The sequence below is a fragment of the Oceanobacillus limi genome (genome assembly GCF_900111445.1).
In the GTDB taxonomy this organism is placed as follows: domain Bacteria; phylum Bacillota; class Bacilli; order Bacillales; family Amphibacillaceae; genus Ornithinibacillus; species Ornithinibacillus limi.
Genome location: NZ_FOHE01000005.1, coordinates 74,375 through 94,328, shown reverse-complemented (window position 1 = coordinate 94,328; position 19,954 = coordinate 74,375). Strand labels below are relative to the sequence as shown.

Below are 19,954 nucleotides of genomic sequence, written 5' to 3'. Positions count from 1 at the left end.
TCATAAAAATTAAAACCAAAATAATCTAACTATTGTTACTGTAATTAGCATTACTAGAATGCTAAGCGGTGTACCAACCTTTACATAATCTTTAAATTTATACCCTCCTGGCCCATACACAATTAAATTGGTTTGATACCCAATTGGAGTTATAAAGCTAGCTGATGCCGCAATAGAAATAATCATAGCAAATCCCATATAATGAACATCCATTGTTTCTGCAATTTCCAATCCTACCGGTAACATCAATACTGCTGCAGCACTATTTGTTATCAACTCTGTAAATATATTGGTTAACAAATAAACAAGTATCAAAATAACAAGTATACCTAGTGGCTCTCCTAAATAGAGCAACCACTCAGCTACCCATAATGCTAATCCACTCTTTGACATTGCTATGCCGATTCCAAATGCACTTGCAATGAGTAAAAGCACCTGAAATTGAATATACCTTTTAGCTTCTTCTGGAGTAATTAGTTTCATCATAATAAATATCAATACAGCTAAAGCCATTGCTTTAAACATGCTTAACCAACCAAAAGCTACTAGTAAAACCATGATTAGCAATACAATAACTGAAAAAACCCCTTTTTTCCTACTTTCATGTAAATTGGCTGGAGTAGCTATGGACGATACAACATAAAAATCCATTGATTGTTGATAATTCCGTATAAAATCAGAACCGGCTAATAATAACAATGTATCACCAGGTCGTAATATAATATCCCCAATTTCACTCCTGATTCGTTCATTATTTCGATGAACTGCAAGTACACCAGAATCATACTTCGATCTAAATCGTGATTGTTTAATGGAATTTTCTAATAAGGAGGATTGATCAGATACTACTACTTCTATCAATTCTGTATGACCATTTTTTAAGTCTTCTAATCCTAAATCGGAACCAGTTTCAAGAGTAAGTCCGTTTATTTTTTGTAAATCAGCAATAGTAGATATCAATCCCGTGAAGATTAATCGATCCCCTGTTTTAACTATGGACGTAGGTCTAACTGGAGAAATTCGTTCATCTCCCCTAATAATCTCTATTAAATATAGTCCTTTTAAATCTCTTAACCCTGCTTCCTCCACCTGCTTTCCTGAAAAAACAAAGTCTTGATTTACCTTCATTTCTGCAATGTATTCTTTGGAATCCTCCATAACTTGTTCCCGGAAGCCTTTATGATTCGGCAATAAGCGATACCCTAATGTGAAAACATAAATAAATCCGACAATGGTTATTGGTATACCAACTAGTGAAAGTTGAAAAAAGGAAAAGCCAGTTAAGCCATAATCAAGCAACATGCCATGTATAATTAGATTAGTAGATGTACCAATTAAAGTAATTGTTCCACCTAAAATTGTTACATACGACAGTGGAATTAAGAACTTAGAGGGGGCTATTCCATGCTGTTGGCACCAATTTTTTATAATTGGTGTAAATGTTAAGACAATAGGAGTATTGTTTAAAAATGCTGATAAAATTGGTAGCGGTAAGAAAAATCGTAGCATTGACCCTTTCACTCTGCTACTGTTGCCAAGCCAATTTATTAACGACCGTTCTATGATTCCATACTTTTGAACGGTACCCGATACAATGAATAACAACGCAATCGTTAACATCCCTTGGTTAGAAAAGCCAGCCAAAGCTTCTTCAGGGCTTAGTATCCCTGTTAATAGGAAGATAACTAAAACAGAGAAGATAACCATATCTGGACGTGCTAATTCTAGTATCAATGCTAAGAACATAATAAAAATTATTAATAACACAACTAACATTTCTGCAGACATCGTTTATCTCCTTCAGGTTTTATTAATACAATAATGAAAGCTACTACCGAAAGATAGTAGCTCTAACTTAAATATTTCATAATTTCTTTAACCACAAATTCTGTTGCATCCTCCAATGAATACCTACTTGTATCTATTTCAATGTCAGGATTTTTCGGTTCTTCATATGGACTCGATATTCCAGTGAAATTTGGGATCTTACCATTACGTGCTTTTTTATACAAGCCTTTAACATCTCGTTTTTCACATTCTTCTAATGGAGTACTAACATATATCTCTATAAACTCTTTACCAATGATCTCTCTTGCATTGTTACGGTCACTTTCATATGGTGATATGAAAGAAGCTAAAGTGATCAGTCCGGCATCATTCATCAACTTAGATACTTCTGCAACTCTACGTATATTTTCTACACGGTCAGCCTCTTTGAACCCTAAGTTTCGATTTAAACCATGGCGAACATTATCTCCATCAAGTAACATAGTATGGTTTCCTAATGATACCAAACGTTTCTCAACCGCATTGGCTAACGTGGACTTACCCGAACCCGATAGCCCAGTAAACCATAATGTTAATGGGCTCTGCCCTTTTTGTTGAGCCCGAATCTGTTTCGTAATATCAGTTTCTTGCCATACAACATTTGTTGATCTTCGTAGAGGATGGTTGATAACTCCACATGCTGAAGTCATATTCGATACACGATCAATTAGTATTAAACCACCTAGCACCTTATTTTTCTCATAAGTGTCAAATACCACATTTTCAGATAAGGAAATATCACATTCAACTAAATCATTTTTAAATAGTTGATCGGCTGAAAGTTCTCCTCCAGTATTTATATCAATTTTATGCTTAATAGACATTACGGTACCAGGTAGCGTTTTTGTTCCTAGTTTTACAAAATAGTTTCGTCCGGGTACTAATTTCGTATCATCCATCCATAAAATTTGTGCAGTGAACATGTCAGTCATGTGAATATTCTCTGAGGTGGTTAAGACACAACCACGTGACACATCAACTTCTCGGTCTAACTGAATGGTGACAGGTTGTCCAGCTACTGCAGAATTTGCTTCTTTATCTGTTACCAATAAACTTTTCACCTTTGCCTTTTCCTTGCTTGGTAAGGAAATAACTTCCTCTCCTACAGAAATGTTACCAGCTTCTATCTGACCTTGAAATCCACGGAAAGTGTGATTCGGTCTACTAACACGTTGTACAGGCATTACAAATTCATCCCGATCAACATTATTATTAACTTCAATATTTTCTAAATAAGGTAGTAACGGCTGACCATCATACCAAAATGTTTTCTTAGAAATCTTGGTAATATTATCTCCTTCAGTTGCAGAAACTGGAATTACTTGGACACTTTCAAGATTAAAGCTTTTAGTCATCTGTTCAAAATCTTCTTTGATTTCTTCAAATCTTTTTTGATCAAAATCGATTAAATCCATTTTGTTTACTGCTAAAACGATATGTTTAATACCCATTAAGGCACAAATACGAGCGTGACGTTTGGTTTGTGTAATGACCCCTTTAGTAGCATCAACTAAAATTACAGCGAGGTCTGCAAAAGAAGCACCAACTGCCATATTACGAGTATATTCTTCATGTCCAGGGGTATCGGCAACAATAAACGATCGGGAATCGGTTGTAAAATAACGGTAAGCTACATCAATCGTAATTCCTTGCTCACGTTCTGCCATCAACCCATCAAGGAGAAGGGAGTAGTCAATCTCTCCTCCGCGACTACCTACTTTACTATCCAGTTCTAAAGCTTTCTCTTGATCAGCAAATAGTAATTTTGCATCATATAGCATATGCCCAATTAATGTTGATTTTCCGTCATCTACACTTCCGCAAGTGATAAATTTAAGTAAACTCTTCATGTTAGAAATACCCCTCTCGCTTACGTCTTTCCATACTTCCGGTGGCCTCATGATCAATAACACGACTCGTACGTTCAGAAGAAACAGCCCCAAGCGTTTCTTCAATGATCGCATCCAACGTATCCGCTTTCGACTCCACGCCACCAGTAAGAGGGTAACAACCTAGTGTACGGAATCGAACTTTCTTTAATACCACTTTCTCATGAGGTTCTAATTTCATTCGGTCATCGTCAACCATGATAATGTTTCCGCCTCTTTCAACAATTGGGCGTTCTTTTGCAAAATATAGTGGAACAATATCAATATTTTCTTTTCGGATGTATTGCCATATATCTTTTTCTGTCCAGTTCGAAAGTGGAAAAACTCGCATACTTTCCCCTTGATTGATTCGCGTATTATAAAGCTTCCACATTTCCGGTTTTTGATTTTTCGGATCCCAAGCATGGTTTGCATTACGAAAAGAAAAAATTCGTTCTTTGGCTCGCGATTTTTCTTCATCACGTCTTCCACCACCAAAGGCAGCGGTAAACCCGTACTGATCCAAAGCTTGCTTTAATGCTTGGGTTTTCATAACATCTGTATAAGCTGGACCATGTTCAAAAGGATTTATTCCCTGTTCTACACCTGCCATATTCGAGTGAACAATCATATCAATCCCTAATTCCTTCGCTTTACGATCACGAAAGTCTATCATTTCCTTAAACTTCCAAGTGGTATCTATATGCATAAATGGAAAGGGTGGTTTTTCTGGATAAAATGCTTTCATGGCTAGATGAAGCATCACAGAACTATCCTTGCCAATAGAATACAACATTACTGGATGTTCGCATTCTGCTGCTACTTCTCGGATAATATATATCGCTTCCGCCTCGAGTTGATCGAGGTGGGTTAGTTGTGTCATGGTGTGTTCCTCCTAAGTCAATATCTCTATAAATTTATTAGTTTATCTGATAACCTAAAAAGTAAAATAAAATCTTAGGTTCATAATATATATCGGCTATTACATCACTTGAATTTAGTATAATACATTATAAAAGTTCTACAGTATATTACAGACAATATTTTAACACTATATATGATACTTATTAAGTTTTGTCATATAACGTCGATATATATTATAGTACTTTATGAAATTCCACTAAAAGTGAGGTTAATATAATGCGGGCATTTGAAAATAAAACTATACTTGTTACCGGAGGTACAGGCTCCTTCGGCAAGAAATTTATAGATAAAGTTTTACAAAGTAAAGTAAAGAAAGTTATTGTCTTTAGTAGAGACGAGTTAAAACAATATGAAATGGCTCAAGAATACACAGACGAACGAATGAGATTTTTTATTGGAGATGTGAGAGACAAGGACAGATTATATCGTGCCTTTGATGGTGTCGATTATGTTGTACATGCAGCAGCTTTAAAGCATGTAGGTGCTTGTGAATACAATCCATTTGAGGCGGTAAAAACAAATATTCATGGGGCACAAAATATAGTCGAGGCAGCAATTGATAGAGGAGTAAAAAAAGTTATAGCCTTAAGTACAGATAAAGCAGCTAGCCCAGTCAACCTATATGGCGCTACAAAATTAGCTTCAGATAAGTTATTCGTTGCAGCTAATTCATATGCTGGTGATAAGGACACTTCTTTTGCTGTAGTGCGATATGGTAATGTAGTCGGTAGTCGTGGTAGTGTTGTTCCGTTTTTTGAAAAGGTAAAAGAAACTGGTACGATTCCAATAACAGATGAGCGTATGACTCGCTTTTGGATTACTTTAGATCAAGGTGTTCAATTTGTAATAGATAACTTTTCCAGAATGCATGGCGGAGAAATTTTTGTACCTAAGATCCCAAGTATGAAAGTAATTGATCTAGCTGAAGCGATTGCACCTGAATGTAACATTAAATATGTTGGGATCAGAGCTGGGGAAAAATTACATGAAGCAATGATTACGGAAGATGACGCGCGTAGGACATTGGATATGGGAGATTACTACATTATTCAACCTGAGTTTCCTTGGTGGAAAGCTGAGTACGGACACGGAGGGGCGAAATTAGAAGACGGTTTTAGCTATGTTAGCAATACAAATAGAGACTGGCTATCAGTCGAAGAACTTCGGAAACTCGTCAAAAAGGGAAAGGTGTGATCTAAGTGAAAACTCCAAAACATCGCTATATTCCATATGGCCGACAGTTTATTGAAGAAGACGATATTCAAGCTGTTGTTGATGTTTTAAAAAGCGACTATTTAACAACTGGACCAGCTGTAAGAAATTTTGAAAAGAAAATTGCCGATTATCTTGGTGTCAAATATGCTGTTGCATTTTCTAATGGAACAGCTGCTTTACATGGTGCATGCTTTGCTGCAGGTATAAAAGAAGGGGATGAAGTGATTACAACTCCTATGACTTTTGCAGCTAGCGCAAACTGTATACTATATCAAGGTGGTAGACCTACCTTTGCAGATATTGACCCAAAAACTTATAATATTGACCCTAATGAAATTCGAAAAAAAATCAACTCTAAAACCAAAGCAATTATTCCAGTTGATTTTACCGGCCAACCTGTTAAATTAGATGAGATAATGACGATTGCTCATGAAAACAATTTAATAGTTATTGAAGATGCTGCACATGCAATAGGAGCTACTTATAAAAATCGTAAAATAGGCTCTATTGCGGATATGACAATGTTTAGTTTTCATCCTGTAAAACACATAACCACTGGTGAAGGTGGAATAATTACGACAAATAATAAGATATTTTATGATAAACTACTACAATTTCGTTCACATGGAATAACAAGGGACATATCTTTACTAAGTGATAACCATGGCCCTTGGTATTATGAAATGCAGTTTCTAGGATATAACTACAGAATGAGTGATATACAAGCAGCCCTAGGTTGTAGCCAAATTGATAAATTAAATGCATTTATTACAAGGCGAAAAGAAATTGTTAAACAATATAATCAAGTATTAGAAGATATAAATGAAATTCAAACTCCATTTCAAGATTCGAATGGAGTATCTAGCTGGCATTTATATGTAATAAAATTAAACAAAGATTTATTGGTAATCGATAGGAAACAATTCTTTGAAGAATTACACTATGCCAACATCGGAGTTAACGTTCATTATATACCAGTCCATTTGCAACCTTATTACCAAAAGCTTGGTTATAATAGAGGTGATTATCCTATAGCGGAAGATTTATACGAAAATATAATCACCTTACCACTGTTTCCAACAATGACAAATGAAGAGGTACGTTATGTACTAGAAACAGTAGTTAATTTAGTTAATAAATACAAGACTAGGTAGTGATTGAATGAAAATTGTAGCAATAATACAAGCCCGAATGGGATCTACCCGATTACCGGGGAAGATAATGAAAAAAGTATTAAACAAACCTTTGTTTGAATATCAAATAGAACGTGTAAAACGTTCTAAACTTATCGATGAAATAGTTGTGGCTACTACTACAAAAAAATCTGAACAACCTATCATTAACTTATGTGAACATCTTTCAATTCCATATTTTCGAGGTTCAGAAGATGATGTACTTTCTCGTTATTATGAAGCAGCTAGGAAATATCAAGCAGATGTCATAGTAAGGCTGACTTCTGATTGTCCAATAATAGATCCAGTAATAATTGATAAAGTTGTCAATGCTTTCTTAACAAATAAAGAAAAATATGACTATGCGTCTAATACACTGAAAAGAACCTATCCTAGAGGAATGGATACTGAAGTTTTCCCAATAGATGTATTAGAGAAAGCACATAATGAAGCAAACTTTAAATCAGAACGAGAACATGTTACACCTTATATTTATAACAATCCTCTCGAGTTTAATTTATTGTCTGTTGAAAACAGCAATAATGCAAGCAAATATCGGTGGACAGTTGATACTAAAGAAGATTTGTTGCTTATTAGTAGAATAATTAGCACATTATATAAAAGAAATGATAAATTTAACCTTAAAGAAATTCTAGAATTAATACATCAAAATCCAAATTGGAGTAAAATTAATGAAACGGTTGAACAAAAAAGTATATAAATGTTCAGCAATATGTTTTTAAGGTGGTAGCAACATGAACATTTTAATTCTTGGTCCTAAGAGCGAAAGATTGTCATACTTCTTTACTAAAAATAGAGATAATGTTATTTATTATGAAGAAAAGTTATATTTAAGTTCAAAGGTGCTTAAGAATATCGATTTTATCATAAGTTACAGATATCGTTATATTATTCAAGAGGAAATAATAAAAAAATTCCATAAAAAAATTATTAATCTCCATATCTCCTATTTACCTTGGAATAAAGGGGCTGACCCTAATCTTTGGAGCTTTCTAGAAGATACACCTAAAGGGGTAACAATTCATTATATGGATAATGGAATAGACACAGGTGATATACTAGTACAGGAAACAATAACAGTATTTGCAGATGACACCTTAAAAACTACTTATGATCGATTAACTAAGACAATAGAATTATTATTAATAAAGCATTGGAATAACATAAAAAAAGCAGAATACTCAGCGGTAAAACAATTACACCCGAACGGAAGTTACCATAAAAGTAAAGATAAACAACCTTATTTATACTTATTAACAAAGGGATGGGAAACACCAATAAAAAATTTAATTGGAAGAGCTAATAAATGAAAGGTGGTTAAAAATTGGAAGAAATTAAACTAGCTAATAAATTTATTGGAAAAAAGCATAAACCTTTTATTATCGCAGAAATGTCAGGAAACCATAACCAATCGCTAGATAAAGCATTAAAAATTGTAGAAGCAGCTGCGGAATCAGGGGCAGATGCAATAAAGATTCAGACATATACTGCTGATACGTTGACCTTAAATGTAAGAAACGGGGACTTTACTATAAATGACCCAAAAAGTCTATGGAATGGTGAGTCGTTATATGATTTATATAGTAAAGCGTATACTCCTTGGGAATGGCATGAAGCCATCTTTAATAAAGCTAAAGAATTAGACTTGATTCCCTTTAGTACGCCTTTTGATGAAACTGCTGTTGACTTTTTAGAGGATCTAGATGTTCCCTTCTATAAAATAGCCTCTTTTGAAAATAATGATTTACCGCTTATTGAAAAAGTTGCTGCAACAGGTAAACCAATGATTATATCAACAGGTATGGCAACAGTTGCAGAGTTAGATGAAACTATTCGTACAGCCCGAAAGCATGGCTGTAAAGAAATAGTTCTATTAAAGTGTACAAGTACCTATCCTGCAACGCCTGAGAACTCACATATTACAACTATTCCTCATATGAGAGAACTGTTTAACTGTGAAGTTGGATTATCTGATCATACAATGGGTACAGGGGTTGCCGTAGCTAGCGTTGCACTTGGTGCTACTATAATTGAAAAGCATTTTGTTCTAGATCGTTCTGAAGGTGGAGTTGATGCTGCATTTTCCATGGAGCCAAATGAAATGAAATTGTTAGTAAAAGAAACAGAAAGAGCTTGGAAATCATTAGGTGAAATAAAATACGGTCCAACAAAGGCAGAAAAAAAGTCTCTCCAGTTTAGACGCTCAATATATGCTGCTAAGGACATTGCTAAAGGGGAAGAATATACTAAAGAAAACATTCGAATAGTTCGCCCTGGATATGGACTTAAACCAAAGTATTATCAAACTCTCTTAGGTAAAAAAGCAGAATATGAATATAAGTTTGGAGAGCCAATACATTTTTAAAATAAGCTCTATTGAATTTATAATTCAATAGAGCTTATTTTTATTACTTATATTTTCAAGAACCCTAACAACTCTTTCTTTCCCCTGTCCATCCACAATTTTTTTAGCCTTAGCCCTTAATTGTTGGGACTTACTAAATCCGTCTATCATGTTCCTCACTTCTAGTTCAATAGTTTGGTGTGACACATCATCAGAGAAGCCTATATACTGATCAATGCCTAATTGTTGGACGTTTTCACATATTTCTATTTGATTATACGCAATTGCTGTTAAAATAGCTGGTGTACCAACGCAATACCTCTCCCACGTTGTACTACCCCCTGCACATATAGCAAAATCCACACTGTGCATCAACTTGGCCATGTAGTCAATATTACAATGAAAAATAATATTAGAAGAAAGTTCACACTTATCTTTAATAATATTTTTATGCAAATTTGATTGACCGACTACAACATGAATAGTAATATCATCACCTTTTATTACTTCTATTATTCGTAATAATGCTGTTAGAGCCTTTAATGTTTCATTTGTTGGATCACTTCCACCAAAGAACACCATTATTGAGAGTCGATTGTTTGGAATCTTAGGACACATATGGTAATTCACAAACTCATCTCTTAATAAAGAGTATTTTGGACCTAATAATTTAATACAATCTTTACTAACCAGACCTTCATAACGCACACCAGCAAGATGATAATAATTCTGATCTAATAATATATCACATTTATGTTCTCGATCTGCAATATCATCTATTACCATAATATTAGGGATATGGTTACGTATTTCAACCTCCCAAGTTTTGTCAATTGCATAATGATCAATAACTATCCACTCAAAGTCCAAATTATAATTTGTCATTATTTGCCTTGTTTGCGTAACGTCTTCAATTTGTGTTACACCTAACCATTCTGAGTGCTTTAAACTCCCAATAGATTTATTACTATTTGAATTAGTTACAAGTTTATAGACAATATAACCCTTTGATTTTATGAAGTTACATAAATTACCATCATGAGCCCTGCATATAAAAGTAATAAAATGGCCATTTTCCTTAAGTTTTTCTGCTAGTGCTAAACATCTCATAACATGACCTGTACCCATCTTAAACGAAGCGTCTACTCTAAAACATATTTTCATCAATAGCACCTTATTTAAATAAATTTTCACCTGTAGGTTGTTTTTATTCAATATATCTATCATAATAATTCCGATTTGAAACAATCGAATGTCTTTTAATAATTGACTTTTTATGTCTAATTACTCTTATGACTTTGTCTCATTTAATCCTCAATTTCAGTCTATTTTGCCTAAGTCTTCTGTACCTACTATAACGTAACTACAGATAATTTCTTGTAGTAAGTTTATTTGTTAATTTAAACAAAAAATTAGATCCTTACTTATTACACATCCGCTTAAAATAATTTACCTAGACTTAATTAATCATTGATAATTCCTTTAGGCATTCATTTATTATTGGATATAGTTCGCTATGTCCAAGCTTACATTGCTTTAAAAAATTGGATAACAATACTTCTATTTCCTTACCCTTAACTATTGAATTGCTTTCCTTATTCAATCTTCTAATTTCGTTCCCCATAATCTCCACTTGAACTCGAATATAAAAAGACAAGAAATATTTATAATAATCATTTGAATTTAAGGAATTGTATAATTCATCAAACTGAATTAGTGATTTTTCAAGAAGTACTTTTTTATCTGAATTAGAATATCTAGCAATATAGCTTAACACATGTTCAAAAGATTCAAGTAACTTATAAAAGCTATCAATACTTTTTTGCAGCTTCCTATGTTGTTCTTTAAAATTATCAAGGTTGTAGCTATTCGCCGAATTAAACCAATTTTCTTTTTCTATTGGGTGTGTTAAGATCTTCTCAATGACTTCTTCTATTAATTGAAATTGTACCCCCTCAATTGCAGCACCGCCCTTAGTAGTATTAATAAACGTCTTACTTTTATAAAAATCAGCATATAGCTCTATATTTTCCCGCATATTATTAAATCCAATATTGGTTTTTATTTCATTCCCGTAAACATCAATGGTTGTGATAGCATTATTTAGCTTTTTTTGATCTACCGTGGAAGGGATATGCTCATAGTCAATTCCCTCAGAATATAATCGATCATACAAATAGCCCAGGTTCTGACCAGCAAAAATGATTGGATCTGCTCCTAATTTATTTAATACTTGAAATGTCATCACTGCAATAGAGGGGGCATCTAAAATAAGATCATTTTTCAAGTCTAGTTTGTCCTGTAAAAAATACAGTGAAGTTTTATCCTGTGATGTTATAAAATGTGTTTTAGGACCATTGTACTTATTTAATATCTCGTAGCCAACACTTGTTCCAAATACCATGGGAATATGATCAATTTTATTATCAATCATCTTTTTAAATACTAAGTGGTTTTTTTCGCCCGGATCATATGTGCAAACCGCATCAGGTAAAACTTCATATTCGATCAAACTATTAATCGCAGATCCGACCGAAAATATATATGCTAAGTTATTCTTTTCAATATGCTTAATATATTCCATATCCTCAGCTAGCGAAGGTCCTGCCGAAACGATTAATGCAGGTTTTCCAATAAATTGTTTATGATCAATATCTTTAATAATATTCGGAGTATTTAGTACAGACCCAAAGTTCATTAAACTATTAATAACCCAGCGTTTTTGGAAATTAAAATTAGTATGCAAATTAGAGCGACGGTTTAAAATTGTTTTTTTTATATTTTTTCGAAAGCCCGTACTTTTTTCTTTTGCGATATTTTCATAGCTAGGTAAAACTATAACATGAACATTTCTATTATTCGAAGAAAATTCTTGTAGATAATTTTCGGATTGTGTTGCGTGATTGTCAATATATAAGTTCCTAGCTTTACTAGTAATAATATTATCTATCAGTTTTTTCTTAGTAACTTCTAAAAAAATCTCGGGTACAGGTTCATACATTGAGTAAGTGTTATTTGGGAACAATTCTCTAAACTTTTCAATATGATATCCCATACCAATTCCATAAAAAAATATATGTGTATCTATATTTATTTTTTCCTTGTGAGAAGAAATAATACGCTCAGCTTCTCGCAATGGATCATACTTACTGTGCACCATAACTTTTTTATTGTCGTCAGTAAAATACTGTAATGTTTTAAATCCACTTTTTGATTCGATTACACTTATTCGATCAGATTGTAAATCCTGTTCATATTCACGAAAATATTTACGAATTTCTGGAAATCTATCTCTTAGTAATAACGTATTATCAATTAGCATTATTTAAATACTCCTTATCTCTAAGAGACATTTCTAGATATTTTTGTAACGATTCAAATGCAGGAGTTAACTCGTATGATAAAATATCGATAATTAACACTGTATCGTTATCTTCGATAGCATCAATTAATTGAGTAAAGCCAACTTCACACTCTTTTATACTCTTTTCAATATTATCCCAGTGGGATGGCTGTTGTGTATTTTTGGTAAAGGTAGCAAATTGTAATATCCATTGCATTCCCTCAGCTAATTGATCAATTCCTGTCCATGTTTTATCGGAAAATCTTTCATAACTCTCGTCAATAATTACCTTCAATGATGGAACAGCACGTTCAAGGTAATCATATATCGTTTCCATTGTTTCTAAAATCATTTCACTTGTACTTCTTGTTACTATTTCAATATTTGATATACTATTTATACGATTCTTCATATATTCCTCGTGATTCTCGTAAACTTCTCTCCCATCAATAATTAGATGACTAAAAATAACATCATTTTCCTTAATGGTTTCATCAATCTTTTCGAAAATAGTTATAATTGAAAACTCACTATTATTTAAATTTAATTGTTCATTTTTATATTGTAATAACATAGTAACCTCCAGTTGGTTAGATAAGACTTACTTAATATTAATATCGGCAAGATAGGGGGAAGTTCAAGAGGGAGAGGTATATTTTTGTTCTATTTTATCGGCTCTAACTGCTAGAGTATATTGGATTTTTTTATTTGATAAACTCGCAACATATAAAATCCTTTACATTTAAATTGGCATGAAACAAATTAAAAGGGAGTTGAGTTCGGTTCATACTCATATTGATATTATTTTTCGTTTGAAAAGTAAAGATCATCTATTCGAGAGAAGGTGGAGGGGATATTATAGAAATTCATTTCGAATGTCCTAGGAATCCTCAAAATGCCATGGTTAAAGAGGTTTAACAAATCATATATGTAACCGTCTAGCTTCTAAGGGCACCATTTTTATTTAACATTTCGTGTTATTATTAATATACGTGACACATCTTTTCACACTTCTTACGATAATCCACAAATTTATTTTATTCCTGATTACGCATTCGCTCTAATGATAATAAAAAAGCCATTCAGATAGAAACTGCAAAGGAAGCTCTTATAGAGTATCATCAATTAATGGGAAAAGGTTTTGATAGGCTTTCATTTAAGCAGTAGATACATTCAAGAATTGGCAAATAGAAATTCTAAATGGCTTTGTCCTAGGAATAATTTATAAATGTTTAAATTCATAAAGGGTGGGTAAATATTTATTACCTTACCCCATATTTGACAAAGAACCATTATTTAAACTCAACAATTGAAGTAGAGATAGAATTTAAGAAGATTCAAAAAAGAGGGAGATCAAAAATTGATCTCCCTTCTGTAATAGAAATTATCTTAATAACTGTAAAACACCTTGTGGTTGTTGGTTAGCTTGAGCCAACATTGATTGTGATGCTTGAGAAAGGATGTTGTTCTTAGTGAAGTTCATCATTTCTTTCGCCATATCAACATCACGGATGCGTGATTCTGCAGCAGTTAAGTTTTCTTGTGATGCACCTAGGTTGTTAATTGTGTGTTCTAGGCGGTTCTGTACTGCACCTAATTGAGAGCGCTGATCTGACACTTGAGTAATTGCTTTATCAATAGAAGCTAATGTATCATTAAAACCACCAGATGAATCTGCACCTGACATTCCAGCAAAGGCAGTAACATCAATATCTGCAACAGCCATTCCAGATGTTCCAAGATCTTCTGCTGCCATACTTTCAATATTAATTTTTAATTGTTGGTCTGCATTAGCTCCAATTTGGAATGCAAGACCGTCTTCTTTAGCACCAGAAACTGCAAATTCACCATTTAGCAATGTTTTTCCGTTAAACTCAGTACGATCAGAGATACCTGTTAACTCTTCTTTTAGTTCATCAATCTCATCTTGAATTGCTTGCAGATCGTCTCCGTCCTGTGTACCAATGTTACCAGCTTGCACTGTTAATTCACGTGTACGTTGTAGAATTGAATGAGTTTCATTCAATGCACCCTCAGCAGTTTGAATTAAAGAAATACCATCTTGAGAGTTTTTAGAAGCCATTTCCAATCCACGGATTTGACCGCGCATTTTCTCAGAGATTGCTAGACCAGCAGCGTCATCTCCAGCTTTGTTGATACGAAGACCAGAAGAAAGTTTTTCTAAAGATCCTTGTACTGCGTTGTTGTTAGCACCCATTTGACGGTGAGTGTTTAATGCTGAAATATTGTGATTAATAATCATAATTTTCTTACCTCCATGTAGTGTTTTTTTATTTGCGAGTCACATCCTTATGTCTCGCATCTATAACAACTCATTTTGAGTTATTACCAAAGTTGTGTATGTTACGGCCATAACATTTATACATCTTGGTGATGTACTTTATATATCGGCAAGAAAAAATAATGTTTAACTATTTTTATAAAAAAATAAAATATTTTTTCGTAATCCATTTATGGTAGCCTGATGTTTATCTTATTATATAATCCTTTAGATTTTGTTCGTACTGGTCTGCAAATTCGGTTAATATGTTATTTTTTCTTAAAAAACCGATGTATTGTGACTTTATTACTTCATCTAAATAACTAGGAATTTTTATATCAAAATAATTCTCTGGATAATACTCTATATTCATCATATTGTATAATTCATTTATTTTTTCATCGTTCGCAAATTCAACGAACCTTCTATGAATCCATTTTCCACTTCCTAAATAATTAGTTACTATATGTTCTTTCTCTTGAATATGATTATAATCCTTTGAATCTATTAAGGTACCAGTTAACATATGTGATTGTTCATTTAGCTTAGAAAGTAAGTATGTTCTTTTGGGATCTAATGATGGATTGATTTTATTTTCTATCCTTTCTTCTACTATAGGTAACTCAAAAGCTTCTGAAATTATTTTCCAAAACATATTTTCATCACTTTTAAATAGCTCATACGGTAAAATTAGTATATTAAAATACCTTTCATAACTCTTCACAATATAATCAAGATCTAACGAGTGTTTCAGAAAGTTGTATTGATCCTCAATGAAGCTTGTTGCGCTTCCACTTCCACCTTCTTTAATAGATTGTATATGGATAGACTTTAACCATGACATAGGATCTCTAATAACAATTAACAAATTTTGCTTCTTTTTTGCTAACCTGGAAAGATTTCTACTAGCAGAATCTATGAACTGTGGTATTTTGTGCTGATTTTTTATTTGATTTAAATATGCAGTTGAAAACCCTTCATTACTCAAAATAAATTTTTGTCCTTCTTTATAACTCAAATCGCTTTTTATATTGAGTTTAAGGTTAGCATTGTAATCACCTTTAACCACTGAGTTTCTTAATGACTCTAATAATTCAAAGCTACCTCTCCATGACAAGCAATATTTTTCATCTCTTTTCCAAACATTTTGCATATATGTCGTTGCTGTTTTCATCATACCAATATGAATAAACCCTAATTCCATATGTTAAATTCCTCTCTATACTAAATTTAAAATACACACCTCAAATAATTCTAAAGTCCAACTTCATTTGTATCCTATAACATCAACTCCAAATAAATGTCTATTCTATTAAATACTGGTTCTAAGCACCATCTATTAACGGAAATTATACATTACTTTCATTTGACTATTAAATTATTTTTAACCGATTGCTTTTTTGAAATTTAAAATTCAATAAGTCAACCACTTTGTCATTAAGGTTACTTATTTTTTTAAAATCCTCTTTTATTATTTTTCGGACTTCCACCGTCTCTTTCTCAGTAAAATATGAATGCCCTAAAATTTAATAATATAATAAACTACAATTTTCTTCTATAGGAAATTGTTGCCTTTAGGATCCTACACCAACTTATCAAGAATAATAAAAATACCGCTCCCCAAACAGAAAGCGGTCTCCCACCAATCTATCTACCTATCTTCCAATTCCCTCACCAAATTCCCCGCCAAAGCATACAAAACAACCGTACTAACAAAATGCGATGAATTATCATTCGCATCCTGCTGTGGGTAAACCTCCACATAATCCATCCCACAAATGCCAAGCTTCGCAAATTCATGGACGAGCTCTACTAATTCAAATGACGTTAATCCATTCCCATCAACTGGACCTCCTGGGTTGAAGGCGAAGTCTAGTACATCACTACAAATACTTAAGTACACAGTTTCGGTTCCTTCTGAAGCGATGTCATACGCTTTGCGCGCAGTATCCAACAAGTCTCCTGATAATCGAATATCGCGTGAGGTTATCGTTGTTGCACCAACCTCTTTGGCGTATTCTCCAGTTTCAGGCTTATTACGTGGTCCGTGAATGCCCATGTGTACAATGCTTTCATTTCGAACGCTGTCACTTTCATAAATTCGGTGGAATGGGGTGTTTCGGGCATATAGTTCTCCCTCATGATCTGGATGATTATCATAATGGGCATCCAAATGAATGATCCCAACTTTTCCATCTATTTTTTCGCTCAACGCTTTTACGATCGGGTATGTAATGCCGTGGTCTCCGCCGAAAGCAACGGGGAATTTTTCTGTTTTCCATACATCGCTTGCAAAGTTTTCAATTCGTTCCATCGTTTCCTTTGTGTCAGCAGGTACGACATCGACATCGCCTAAGTCTCCGATCGTATAATGCTTGAGAACATCAATATGATCCAATTCGGGTAAGTAGCCCGAATAACGCGCTGAGTTTAGGCGAATGGCTTTTGGACCGAGCTCGCATCCGGTGTAATCTCCCCATGTGACAGAGCCCTCCCACGGTACGCCATAAATTAATACATCACTGTCCTTGAAACTACCATCTTGTAATCTCACTTTTTTTCCGCCTAGAAAGCAAGGTGTATTGCCATAGATTTTTTCTTGACTCACACTTCCACTCCTTCTGAATTTTTGTGATGATTACAGGGCAGCGAATATAGAGCTGCCCCGCCTACTTACTATGTTACTTTACTTTAGCTACTTTGTCATACTCTTCTAAAATTTCTTCGGATGGTGACTTTCCTACTAAACTAAATACGACGATTGCTATGCTAGATAAAATGAAACCTGGAACCATTTCATACAAAGCCGAACCGGTTAATGGCCAAAGGAATACCGTTATACCGCCAACAAGAATCCCAGCGACAGCACCATTGCGAGACATTTTTCTCCAAAATAAGGAGAACAAAATGGCAGGTCCAAAGGTTGCACCAAATCCAGCCCATGCGTAGGATACCAGATCAAGTACAGAACTTGTTTCATTCCAAGCAATTAATAGTGCAATAATTGCAATCGTTAGTACTGCGAACCGTCCGAACCAAACGAGCTCTTTTTGACTTGCCTCTTTCCGGAAATATCTACGGTAGAAATCCTCGGTTAACGCGCTGGAAGAAACAAGTAACTGCGAATCGACGGTACTCATAATTGCTGCTAATACGGCAGCCAATAAGAAGCCAGCAACCCACGGATCATAAATGAATTGCACAAGCTGAATAAATACTTGCTCCGAATCCGCTAATGGTTGATCAAAGTTTACAATCCCGAGCATCCCAACGATAAGCGCTCCATAAAGTGGGATAACAAGTCCTAATGTAACACTGATTAAACGTGCTTTTCGGACTTCCTTATGGGAGCGAATTGCCATGAAACGTGCTAATATGTGAGGCTGTCCGAAATAACCTAGACCCCATGCTAATGCGGAGATAATCCCAACAGCACCAATCGCTCCGGCAGATTCCCAGAGAACCCCAGCAGCTTGATCATAGGATGTATCAGCAAATGCATCGATCAAGCTTCCATCTATAGAGGCGAGTTGATTAAACAATTCCCCAAATCCACCAATTTGAAACAATCCATACACAGATGTGAATAATAACGCAGCTGACATCAACGCACCTTGGATGAAGTCGGTATAACTAACGGCTAAAAATCCACCTAAGAATGTGTAGGCAACAATAATGATTGCCCCAACAACCAGTGCCATATGGTAATCAATTTCAAAGGTACCTTGGAATAATTTTGCTCCCGCAACGAGCCCTGATGCGGTATAGAAAAGGAAGAACGCCAGTATGAAAGCAGCAGAAACGACCCGAAGCAAGTGGGAGTTATCGCGAAAACGATTTTCAAAAAACTGTGGTAACGTAATGGAATCATTTGTGTATTCCGTGTAAATACGCAGACGTTTGGCAACGAACTGCCAATTGATCATCGCACCAATTGCCAAACCAACGGCAATCCATAAACTCCATGTTCCAAGACCAGCGGCATACGCTGCACCTGGTAACCCAATCAACAGCCAGCCACTAAAGTCACTCGCAGATGCAGAAAATGCACTAACCCAGCTATTTAGTTTTCGTCCACCTAGAACATAATCCGATAAGGTATTCGTCATCCGGTACGTAATAATTCCAATCGTAATCATTAGGGCTAAATATAATATGAAGGTAATTAATGTTGCATTCATTCGTCCTCATTCCTCCTCTCCGTGTAAAACGTAATGATCGCCCACACCACTAATAGTGGCATTGGGACAAAGAACCAAAACCATGTCCAACCCGTTAAGGCATATAACATCCAAACTCCCCCTAAACATTTTTTCGGTTGACACCTAGGACGAAATTCCTGTCCATATGTTAGGCATATGAGAGGGGTGGAGAGAATATGATTTTATTTTTGGGTGTAGAGAGGTGATTGGGCGACGAAAGAGGTAGGTATGGAAATGGGAAATGGATAAAAACTTGAAAGCGTATCATATTTATCTTATAATTTAGATATAATAAATAATACCGAGTGGCGCGAACCACCCGGTAGTAGCAATCACACACCGCATGTGCGGTCGGCTACAATGAAGATGTTGGGTCAGAGAAGTAACCGCTTGTCCACTTGCCGAATGGGGGCGGTTACTTTTTATTTATGAGGACGACAATAGATAATTTGGATGAAACATATACTTGAATAAAAAGTCAACAATGTACTATAATATATATAGATAAATTATCCCGAATGGCGCCAACCATCCGGGATAATACAACTACAACCGCATTGGTGCGGTTGACCACTAGAATAAAATGTATAAACAACAAGGAAGTAACCGTCATTTCCATTGGTCTGGTAGGCGGTTACTTTCTTTTGTTTAGAAATACGACGACAGATACAATAAGTGTTAGTGTTGTTACTAATGTTAAACTGAACTGAGCAAGTAAACTTAATGCTTCATATGTCGTCATCGTTACCACCTCCCT

General features: G+C 34.5%; 16 protein-coding genes. 5 read left to right on the top strand and 11 right to left on the bottom strand.

Annotation, left to right across the window (positions count from 1 at the left end):
• Positions 1 to 9 precede the first annotated feature (9 nt).
• From BMX40_RS07205 to cysD, 3 genes are all read right to left on the bottom strand, one after another.
• A complete protein-coding gene (locus BMX40_RS07205; protein ID WP_090868322.1) occupies positions 10 to 1,788 on the bottom strand; it encodes an SLC13 family permease in 1,779 nt (592 codons plus the stop codon).
• Between the two features lie 62 nt (positions 1,789 to 1,850).
• The gene (gene cysC, locus BMX40_RS07200) at positions 1,851 to 3,677 is read right to left on the bottom strand and encodes an adenylyl-sulfate kinase (protein ID WP_090868320.1); all 1,827 of its coding nucleotides are present in this window, start codon (positions 3,675 to 3,677) and stop codon (positions 1,851 to 1,853) included.
• Between the two features lies 1 nt (position 3,678).
• Positions 3,679 to 4,578: a sulfate adenylyltransferase subunit CysD gene (gene cysD, locus BMX40_RS07195; protein WP_090868319.1), complete on the bottom strand. Its 900-nt coding sequence runs from the start codon at positions 4,576 to 4,578 to the stop codon at positions 3,679 to 3,681.
• Between the two features lie 257 nt (positions 4,579 to 4,835).
• Between cysD and pseB the strand changes: the two genes are divergently transcribed.
• The 5 genes from pseB to pseI are packed head-to-tail and all read left to right on the top strand — an operon-like array spanning position 4,836 to position 9,392.
• On the top strand, positions 4,836 to 5,813 hold the full coding sequence (pseB, locus tag BMX40_RS07190) for a UDP-N-acetylglucosamine 4,6-dehydratase (inverting) (protein ID WP_090868317.1): 978 nt from the start codon (positions 4,836 to 4,838) through the stop codon (positions 5,811 to 5,813).
• 5 nt (positions 5,814 to 5,818) lie between these two features.
• The gene (gene pseC / locus BMX40_RS07185; RefSeq protein WP_090868315.1) at positions 5,819 to 6,988 is read left to right on the top strand and encodes a UDP-4-amino-4,6-dideoxy-N-acetyl-beta-L-altrosamine transaminase; all 1,170 of its coding nucleotides are present in this window, start codon (positions 5,819 to 5,821) and stop codon (positions 6,986 to 6,988) included.
• 7 nt (positions 6,989 to 6,995) lie between these two features.
• Positions 6,996 to 7,727 carry a cytidylyltransferase domain-containing protein gene (locus BMX40_RS07180; protein ID WP_090868314.1) on the top strand — a complete coding sequence of 244 codons (732 nt, stop codon included), beginning with the start codon at positions 6,996 to 6,998 and terminating at the stop codon, positions 7,725 to 7,727.
• Positions 7,728 to 7,761: 34 nt separating this feature from the next.
• Complete coding sequence (locus tag BMX40_RS07175; protein WP_090868312.1) at positions 7,762 to 8,337, top strand: formyltransferase family protein; 576 nt, start codon at positions 7,762 to 7,764, stop codon at positions 8,335 to 8,337.
• Between the two features lie 14 nt (positions 8,338 to 8,351).
• Positions 8,352 to 9,392, top strand: coding sequence for a pseudaminic acid synthase (gene pseI / locus BMX40_RS07170; protein ID WP_090868310.1), 1,041 nt, complete (start codon positions 8,352 to 8,354; stop codon positions 9,390 to 9,392).
• A 24-nt stretch (positions 9,393 to 9,416) separates the two neighbouring features.
• Here pseI and pseG read toward each other — a convergent pair whose 3' ends face one another.
• From pseG to BMX40_RS20650, 8 genes are all read right to left on the bottom strand, one after another.
• Entirely contained in the window at positions 9,417 to 10,535 is a 1,119-nt protein-coding gene (gene pseG / locus BMX40_RS07165) for a UDP-2,4-diacetamido-2,4,6-trideoxy-beta-L-altropyranose hydrolase (RefSeq protein ID WP_090868308.1), read from the bottom strand.
• A gap of 295 nt (positions 10,536 to 10,830) precedes the next feature.
• A complete protein-coding gene (locus tag BMX40_RS07160) occupies positions 10,831 to 12,693 on the bottom strand; it encodes a motility associated factor glycosyltransferase family protein (RefSeq protein WP_090868306.1) in 1,863 nt (620 codons plus the stop codon).
• Complete coding sequence (locus BMX40_RS07155; protein ID WP_090868304.1) at positions 12,683 to 13,288, bottom strand: hypothetical protein; 606 nt, start codon at positions 13,286 to 13,288, stop codon at positions 12,683 to 12,685. Before BMX40_RS07155 ends, BMX40_RS07160 begins: the two co-directional genes overlap by 11 nt.
• Positions 13,289 to 14,098: 810 nt before the next feature.
• Positions 14,099 to 14,977, bottom strand: coding sequence for a flagellin Hag (gene hag, locus BMX40_RS07150; RefSeq protein WP_090868302.1), 879 nt, complete (start codon positions 14,975 to 14,977; stop codon positions 14,099 to 14,101).
• Between the two features lie 226 nt (positions 14,978 to 15,203).
• A complete protein-coding gene (locus tag BMX40_RS07145) occupies positions 15,204 to 16,199 on the bottom strand; it encodes a hypothetical protein (RefSeq protein WP_090868301.1) in 996 nt (331 codons plus the stop codon).
• 447 nt (positions 16,200 to 16,646) lie between these two features.
• Positions 16,647 to 17,603 (bottom strand): agmatinase family protein, encoded by a 957-nt coding sequence (locus tag BMX40_RS07140; RefSeq protein WP_090868299.1) that lies wholly within the window; start codon positions 17,601 to 17,603, stop codon positions 16,647 to 16,649.
• A 73-nt stretch (positions 17,604 to 17,676) separates the two neighbouring features.
• Entirely contained in the window at positions 17,677 to 19,176 is a 1,500-nt protein-coding gene (gene putP, locus BMX40_RS07135) for a sodium/proline symporter PutP (RefSeq protein ID WP_090868297.1), read from the bottom strand.
• Positions 19,177 to 19,831: 655 nt separating this feature from the next.
• Positions 19,832 to 19,939 carry a putative holin-like toxin gene (locus BMX40_RS20650; protein WP_244513411.1) on the bottom strand — a complete coding sequence of 36 codons (108 nt, stop codon included), beginning with the start codon at positions 19,937 to 19,939 and terminating at the stop codon, positions 19,832 to 19,834.
• Positions 19,940 to 19,954: the final 15 nt, after the last annotated feature.

What these genes read in the sequence shown, in the direction of transcription:
- BMX40_RS07205 (WP_090868322.1), bottom strand. Translation starts at nt 1,788, where the DNA reads ATGTCTGCAGAAATGTTAGTTGTGTTATTAATAATTTTTATTATGTTC.
- cysC (WP_090868320.1), bottom strand. Translation starts at nt 3,677, where the DNA reads ATGAAGAGTTTACTTAAATTTATCACTTGCGGAAGTGTAGATGACGGA.
- cysD (WP_090868319.1), bottom strand. Translation starts at nt 4,578, where the DNA reads ATGACACAACTAACCCACCTCGATCAACTCGAGGCGGAAGCGATATAT.
- pseB (WP_090868317.1), top strand. Translation starts at nt 4,836, where the DNA reads ATGCGGGCATTTGAAAATAAAACTATACTTGTTACCGGAGGTACAGGC.
- BMX40_RS07180 (WP_090868314.1), top strand. Translation starts at nt 6,996, where the DNA reads ATGAAAATTGTAGCAATAATACAAGCCCGAATGGGATCTACCCGATTA.
- BMX40_RS07175 (WP_090868312.1), top strand. Translation starts at nt 7,762, where the DNA reads ATGAACATTTTAATTCTTGGTCCTAAGAGCGAAAGATTGTCATACTTC.
- pseG (WP_090868308.1), bottom strand. Translation starts at nt 10,535, where the DNA reads ATGAAAATATGTTTTAGAGTAGACGCTTCGTTTAAGATGGGTACAGGT.
- BMX40_RS07160 (WP_090868306.1), bottom strand. Translation starts at nt 12,693, where the DNA reads ATGCTAATTGATAATACGTTATTACTAAGAGATAGATTTCCAGAAATT.
- BMX40_RS07155 (WP_090868304.1), bottom strand. Translation starts at nt 13,288, where the DNA reads ATGTTATTACAATATAAAAATGAACAATTAAATTTAAATAATAGTGAG.
- hag (WP_090868302.1), bottom strand. Translation starts at nt 14,977, where the DNA reads ATGATTATTAATCACAATATTTCAGCATTAAACACTCACCGTCAAATG.
- BMX40_RS07145 (WP_090868301.1), bottom strand. Translation starts at nt 16,199, where the DNA reads ATGGAATTAGGGTTTATTCATATTGGTATGATGAAAACAGCAACGACA.
- putP (WP_090868297.1), bottom strand. Translation starts at nt 19,176, where the DNA reads ATGAATGCAACATTAATTACCTTCATATTATATTTAGCCCTAATGATT.
- BMX40_RS20650 (WP_244513411.1), bottom strand. Translation starts at nt 19,939, where the DNA reads ATGACGACATATGAAGCATTAAGTTTACTTGCTCAGTTCAGTTTAACA.